This window comes from Arthrobacter sp. NPDC058288 (assembly GCF_042880995.1).
Taxonomy (GTDB): domain Bacteria; phylum Actinomycetota; class Actinomycetes; order Actinomycetales; family Micrococcaceae; genus Arthrobacter.
On sequence record NZ_JBHVYH010000011.1, the window covers coordinates 89,846 to 96,403 of the forward strand.

Below are 6,558 nucleotides of genomic sequence, written 5' to 3' on the forward strand. Positions count from 1 at the left end.
TGTCGGTTCATGGCGGGCTTTCGTCGGTTGTTGGTGGTTGGGGACTGCGGGTGTTTTGACTATCGAATGGGGGTCCTGTTGGCCACCACGGGCGCTGCGCCCGTGTATCCGTTCCGGACCTCGGCGATCTCATGGATCCGCTTCCGGCAGGAGTACCACCCCGCCACCATCAGCGCGCAGGCCACGACGGTCACCAGCAAAGTAAGCGGGGAATCGATGAACACCATGACCAGCACGCCCAGCAGGAACAGCAGGCTGAGGTAGCCCGTGTAGGGCGCACCGAACATCCGGAAGGCCGGACGCTCCACCCAGCCCTTGTCCGCCCAGCGTTTCAGCTGGATCTGGCACACCACGATGGTTGCCCATGTGACAACGATGCCCACCGAGGCCACGTTCAGCACGATTTCGAAGGCCTGTGCCGGGACGAGGTAGTTCAGCGGTACGCCCAGCAGCGAAACCACCGCAGTGAGGGCGATGCCGCCGTACGGAACGCCTGCCTTGTTCATGCGGGCAGCGAACCTGGGGGCGGAGCCGGCCATGGACATGGAACGCAGGATCCGGCCGGTGGAGTAGAGGCCGGCATTGAGGGAGGACAGGGCGGCCGTGAGGACCACCAGGTTCATGATGACGTCCACGCCCTCGATGCCCAGCGAGCCGAAGAACGTCACGAACGGGCTGACGCCCTTCTCGTACGACGTGTAGGGAAGCAGCAGCGCCAGCAGGAGGACGGACCCGACGTAGAACACCGCGATGCGGAACACCACTGAGTTGATGGCCTTGGGCATGATTTTCTCCGGGTTCTCGGTTTCACCGGCGGCGGTTCCCACGAGCTCGATGGAGGCGTAGGCGAACAGCACACCCTGCATCAGGATGATCATGGGCAGCAGGCCGGTGGGGAAGATGCCTCCGTTGTCCGAGATCAGGCTCAGTCCGACGTCCTGCCCGTCCACCGGCGTGCCGAAGATGACAAAGTACGTGCCGATGATGAGGAATGCCCCCAGTGCTGCCACCTTGATGAGGGCGAACCAGAACTCCAGCTCGCCGAAGACCTTCACCGAAACGAGGTTGAGGCAGAGAACTACGACCAGCGCGATCAGGGCCCAGGTCCACTGCGGCACCGCGCCCATCCACGGGACGTACTTGCCGAAGAAGTTCATGTAGAGCGCCACGGCGGTGATGTCCACGATGGTGGTGGTGGCCCAGTTGATCCAGTAGAACCATCCGGAGATGAAGGCGGCCTTCTCACCGAAGAACTCCCGGGCGTAGGACACGAACGAGCCTGAGGACGGCCGGTGCAGCACCAGCTCGCCCAGCGCACGGAGGATCAGGAAAGCGAAGAATCCGCAGACGGCATAGGCGATCACCAGGGAGGGGCCGGCCGCGTTGAGGCGGCCGCCGGCGCCAAGGAACAGGCCGGTGCCGATCGCGCCGCCGATCGCGATCATCTGGATCTGCCGCGCCTTGAGGCCCTTGTGGTAGCCGGCGTCTTCCGCGTGGATGAGGGAATCGGGTGCGTGGGCGTGGCCGCCGTCGGCCTCGTACAAAGCAACCTCGCCATTGGGGTTGTTGGACATGGGTGTTCCTTTCGACCTGTCAAAGATCTAAATGGGGGGTTCTAGCGGGAGTTATCGGAAAAAGCCGGAGAGCGGGTCAGAACACGGACCAGCCGGTGCGGTCGGCCAGGTCCGCGAGGGCCGCTGTACCGGCCAGGGAGTTGCCTTTGGAATCCAGCCGGGGGCTCCAGACGCAGATGGCCCCTTCGCCGGGCACGATCGCCAGGATGCCGCCGCCCACACCGCTCTTCCCCGGAAGTCCCACGCGATAGGCAAATTCGCCGGCCGCGTCATACATGCCACACGTGAGCATGATGGAGCTGATGCGTTTGGCCTCGCTCCGGGAGACGACAGTGCCCTGCGCGCCCCGGCCGTCCTGCGCGAGGAAGAGCGCGGCCTTCGCCGTCTCCACGCAGGTCATCATGATGGAGCACTGCCTGACATAGTTCTCCACTACCGCCTGCGCCGGGCGCCGCAGGTTGCCGAAGTCCTTCAGGAAGTGCGCCAATGCAAGGTTGCGGCTGCTGTTGGTGAGCTCGCTCTTCGCGGCATCCTCGTCGATGAACGGGCCCTGCCCGCCAATGCGGCGGCCCGCTTCCCGGGAGAGGAAGCGCAGGAGGTGTTCGGCGGCGTCGGGATATCCCTCCATGAGATGGTCGGTGACCACCAGGGCGCCCGAGTTGATAAACGGGTTCCGGGGGATCCCGTGCTCCACTTCAAGCTGCACCAGGGAGTTGAAGGACGTGCCGGACGGTTCGCGAAGGACCCTGGACCAGAGCGCGCCGGGGTCATCCGCGCTGAGAGCCAGGGCCAGCGTGAAGACCTTGGAGATGCTCTGGATGGAGAAGGGAACATCGGCGTCGCCGGCGCTGAACACGTCCCCGGCCGAGGTGGCCACTGCAATGCCGAAGCGGCTGAACGGCGGGTGCGAGAGATGGGGGATGCCTGCGGGAACTGATCCTTCTTCACTCCGCGGCCGGTGGTTTCGCACGATGTCGTCCAGTACCAGGTCGAGGGGCGGCGAGTCGAGTGCTGTCGTCATGGGTTGTCCGGGTGCTCCTTATGATGCTTGCCGGCCCACTCCTGGATGTGGAGCAGGGCGACCAATGAATGGCGGGGATCGGTGAAGTTCAGGCCGGTCACGCGGCTGGCCTTGCTGATCCGGTAATAGACGGTGTTCTTGTGCAGCTTCATGCGCCTGGAGCATTCGCTGACGTCCAGGGACGCCTCGAAATACACCCGAAGGGTCTCGGCCAGTTCCCCGTCATCGCGGAGGAGGGACCAGAGGCTGCGGTGGCGGAAAGCCGAAGCGGTGAAGTTCTCCAGGGCTTCCTGGAAGAGGATGTCCACTTCGAAATCGTCCACGGTGGCCACGCCGGCGGTCCGGGAGCGCCGCATGCAGCCGAGGAGTGCCTCCGTTTTGGCGGTCACCGAGTGGATGGACAGCAAATCAGGGGCGACGGGACCAACGGCAGCGAAGGGACTGATGCCCAGGTGCTTTCCGGCGTCCCGCACGATGGCTTCGGCGAGGCTCCGCAGTCCGGCTTCGGCGTTGGCGGACTGGAGTGCCGGGATGATCACCGCGGTATCGCCGTTGAACTGTCCCACGACAGCTGACTGTTTGTAGGCGGCTGCATGGATGGAGGCGAGGTTGGCGAGTTCCCCGTGTTTGAGCGCTGCATCGTCGGCCTGCGCATCAGTTGCTGACATTCCGATCAGAATGAGCGCTGCGGGGCGATCCGCCGGGATCTTCTCGCTGTGGGCGCTCGCCGCGGCTTCTGCCGGACCGGAGAGGATCCGCGCAATCCTGTCCTGGCGCATGTGCACGGACTGCTGGTTGCGGTAGCGGATCAGCTCGGCCGATGCCCGTGCTGCGGACCCCGTGAGGACGTAGTCGACGTCGGGCCCGAAACCGCCTCCGGTTTCCTGCAGCCAGATGTACCCCATGATGCGGTCGCCGGCGAACAGCGTGATCGCTATGCGCTCCCTGAGTCCGTCCTGTGGCCGGGCCGGAACCCTGACCGGCAGGCGTGTCCGGTGCAGTTCGCGGTAGGCGCCGAGGTCCTTGAGGAGGAGTTCGTATTTCCGCGGACCGCGGCGGGCAAGGATCGATGCCTTACGGAGTTCGTCGATGTCATTCGTCACCGTGGAGTACGCCAGGACCTTGTTGGCGGCGTCTTCGATGACCACGTGGCTGGACGTCAGGCGTGCCGTCGTCTGCGCGATGGCGAACAGGTCTTCTTCCAGCAGCGTCAGCACTTCGCTCTGGTAGCTGCGCGGCGTGATGCGGTCCTTGGCGATGGACAGGAGCCGGTCCCAATCGGCGGCGGGGTCCACCAGGAGAAGGCCTGTTCCTGCCGCGCGGAGCAGCTCTTCGGCTTCCTCAAGTTCACCCGGACTGCCCTTGACGGCAATCACCAGGGGCGGATTCTTCAGGAGACGCCGCAGCGCGGGCAAAGCGGAGCGCCCGCGAACCCCGATCAGCAGGACAAAGGCGGCGCCGCCGTCGGACGTCTCGTCGTCGGAGTCAACGATCAGGAAACGTTCAATCGGGGAATCCGCACGGGACGGCCGGAGGATGAGGCTGGCGAAACCCAGGGGGAGATCCGACAGGATGTCGTCCACTGTAGCTGCGGCCATGGGCTTCCTTCTGCGTTGATACCCCGCCGGACGGCTCTGTCCGGTCACCCCATGCTATCCAGGGCATTTCGCGGAAAATATGGATGCCGGACTAAATCCGGCGCTGCGTTTTAGGTCCCCGTACCAAGGCGCTGCCGGCCGGGGGAGCGGACAAGGAACGTCGGCTCTTGCGGCACGCCGCTTAACGCACAGCGGACGACGGCGGGTGGTCCCGCCGTCGTCCGATTGCTTAGTGGCCGGCGCCGCCGGTCAGGAATCCGGCTCTGTTTTTCCAGGGGCGAGGGCGTAGAAGGGCGTGAACCGGCCCCTTTCGCCGGGGGCGATGTTAGAGCGGACGATCGAAGCGCTCTCAAGGGCGGCCAGATGGTGCCTTACGGAGTCGCGGCAGGAGGCGATGCCGTTACTGATATCGGCTACTTTGCTAGCGCCATTGCTTGCCAGGTAGTCGATGATTTGTGCCCTGATCGGTGTTCTCCGCGTCCTTGCCGTCCGCTCGAGGGTTTGCACGTCCTTCGGGCGCTGCAGCTCAAAATCAGCGGTCATTGGCTATGGCCTTTCATTCGGTGGGGTGGTGGGAATTGGTTGGAACGAGGGTGGCCGGACGAGGTCCGTTAGTGCATCGAAACGCGCGCAGGCTCCCTGCTGAATTCAGCGTCCAGCGCGTCGGGGGACGTTCCGGAGGAAGGCGCCGCTTCGGGGCGGGAGGCGGACCTGTCGTGTTTCTGGCCGATGACCGCGGTGGCGATGGCATTTCCCAGGATGTTGGTGGCAGTGCGGCCCATGTCCAGGAGCTGGTCGATCACCAGCAGCACGCCAATGCCGGCGGCGGGGATACCGAAGCCGGGGACCACGGCGGCGACCACGACGAGTGACCCGCGGGGCACGCCGGCCATGCCTTTGCTGCTGAGGAGGAGCATGGCGGTCATCGCGATCTGCTGGCCAAGGTCCATGTCGATGCCGTAGGCGTTGATCAGGAAGACCGAGGCAAAGGTCATGTACATCATGGAGCCGTCCACGTTGAACGAGTAACCCAGGGGCAGCACGAAGCCGGTGGTGCGCTTTTCGATGCCGAACTTGGTCAGGCCTTCGATGAGCTTGGGCAGTGCGGCTTCGCTGCTGGAGGTGGCGAACGCGATCACCATGGGTTCACGCACAATCCGGACCAGGCGGAAGGCCGCCCGCCCCAAGAAAGCGACCGCGACGGCGATCATGATCGCCCAGAGCGCGGAGAGGGAAACGTAGAAGCCGCCGATGAATGAGGCGTAGGTGGCAAACGCATCCAGGCCCTTGGCCGTGAAGGCTGCCGCAATGCCGGCAAAAACGCCCACCGGGGCCGCCATCATCACATATCCGGTGACCTTCAGCATGACGCCCATCAGTTCGTCGATGGCATCCGCTATGGAGGAGCGGCCTTTCTTCCGGAGGTTCAGCAGGGCGATGCCGAAGAGAGCGCCGAAGACCAGGATCTGAAGCGGGTTGTTTTCGGTCAGTGCAGCGAAGACGCTCGTGGGGATGATGTGGGTAACAAACGCCTGGTAATCGAGGGGCTTCGTTTCCATCCCCGCATCACCGCCCGGCATCAGGTTGAGCCCGTCACCGACGTTGAGCACGTGGGCGGTGATGAAACCGAAGGCGCCCACCAGGACGGAGGCGGACAGGAACCAGACCATGGAGCGCCCGAAGAGCTTGCCGACGCCGGCGGATTTGGCCGCCCCCGCGATGCCGGAGACGAGGGTGGCGAAGATCAGCGGGGCAATGATCATTTTGATGAGGTTCAGGAACATGTGCGTCACGGTGTCGAGGACCGCCACGACGGACCCGCGTGTGTCCGCCGGCAGCAGCCAGTGGAAGAGCAGCCCGCTGAGGATTCCGAAGACGAGTGCGGCCAGGATCCACATCGTTGATTTGTTTTTCATAGTCAGTCCTTGGGTAGGGGACGGGGACATTTGGGCACGGCGGTGTGCCCCTGCTCCCGTGGTCGGGTGGGGTGTGGCTCGGGTTGGGGGGCCCACGGACTCCGGGTTCCCTGACCGAGCTTGCGAGGTTAGGGGGCGGTTGGGGACTACTTGCTGAGGTTGGCGAGGCGTTGGGGGCTGAGGAGGTCTTCGAGTTGCTCGGCGGTGAGCAGGTTGTGTTCGAGGACGAGTTCGGCGACGCCTTTGCCGGTGGTGAGGGCTTCCTGCGCGATGGCGGTGGCGGTGGTGTAGCCGAGGTGGGGGTTCAGGGCGGTGACGAGGCCGATGGATTGTTCCACGGTTTGGCGGAGGTGTTCGGTGTTGGCGGTGATGCCCCGGATGCAGCGTGCGGTGAGGGTGCGGCAGGCGGCTTCGAGGTGGGAGATGCTCTTGTGGAGGCTGTGGACGAT

The 6,558-nt window shown here is 64.5% G+C and carries 5 protein-coding genes and 1 pseudogene; all 6 read right to left on the minus strand.

Annotation, left to right across the window (positions count from 1 at the left end):
- Positions 1 to 59: 59 nt before the first annotated feature.
- Entirely contained in the window at positions 60 to 1,574 is a 1,515-nt protein-coding gene (locus tag ACFVWT_RS21550; protein ID WP_390251517.1) for an amino acid permease, read from the minus strand.
- 76 nt (positions 1,575 to 1,650) lie between these two features.
- On the minus strand, positions 1,651 to 2,595 hold the full coding sequence (locus ACFVWT_RS21555; protein WP_390251519.1) for a glutaminase: 945 nt from the start codon (positions 2,593 to 2,595) through the stop codon (positions 1,651 to 1,653).
- Entirely contained in the window at positions 2,592 to 4,193 is a 1,602-nt protein-coding gene (locus ACFVWT_RS21560) for a PucR family transcriptional regulator (protein ID WP_390251521.1), read from the minus strand. The genes ACFVWT_RS21555 and ACFVWT_RS21560 overlap by 4 nt, the downstream gene beginning before the upstream one ends.
- A gap of 249 nt (positions 4,194 to 4,442) precedes the next feature.
- The gene (locus tag ACFVWT_RS21565) at positions 4,443 to 4,736 is read right to left on the minus strand and encodes an ArsR family transcriptional regulator (RefSeq protein ID WP_209742383.1); all 294 of its coding nucleotides are present in this window, start codon (positions 4,734 to 4,736) and stop codon (positions 4,443 to 4,445) included.
- A gap of 68 nt (positions 4,737 to 4,804) precedes the next feature.
- Entirely contained in the window at positions 4,805 to 6,109 is a 1,305-nt protein-coding gene (locus ACFVWT_RS21570) for a dicarboxylate/amino acid:cation symporter (protein ID WP_390251523.1), read from the minus strand.
- Between the two features lie 146 nt (positions 6,110 to 6,255).
- Positions 6,256 to 6,558 (minus strand): annotated as a pseudogene (gene aspA, locus ACFVWT_RS21575) (aspartate ammonia-lyase); the annotation flags it as partial.

Bases quoted from the DNA above. Each gene is read 5' to 3' on its own strand.
- ACFVWT_RS21560 (WP_390251521.1), bottom strand. From the start codon at position 4,193: ATGGCCGCAGCTACAGTGGACGACATCCTGTCGGATCTCCCCCTGGGT.
- ACFVWT_RS21565 (WP_209742383.1), bottom strand. From the start codon at position 4,736: ATGACCGCTGATTTTGAGCTGCAGCGCCCGAAGGACGTGCAAACCCTC.
- ACFVWT_RS21555 (WP_390251519.1), bottom strand. From the start codon at position 2,595: ATGACGACAGCACTCGACTCGCCGCCCCTCGACCTGGTACTGGACGAC.
- ACFVWT_RS21550 (WP_390251517.1), bottom strand. From the start codon at position 1,574: ATGTCCAACAACCCCAATGGCGAGGTTGCTTTGTACGAGGCCGACGGC.
- ACFVWT_RS21570 (WP_390251523.1), bottom strand. From the start codon at position 6,109: ATGAAAAACAAATCAACGATGTGGATCCTGGCCGCACTCGTCTTCGGA.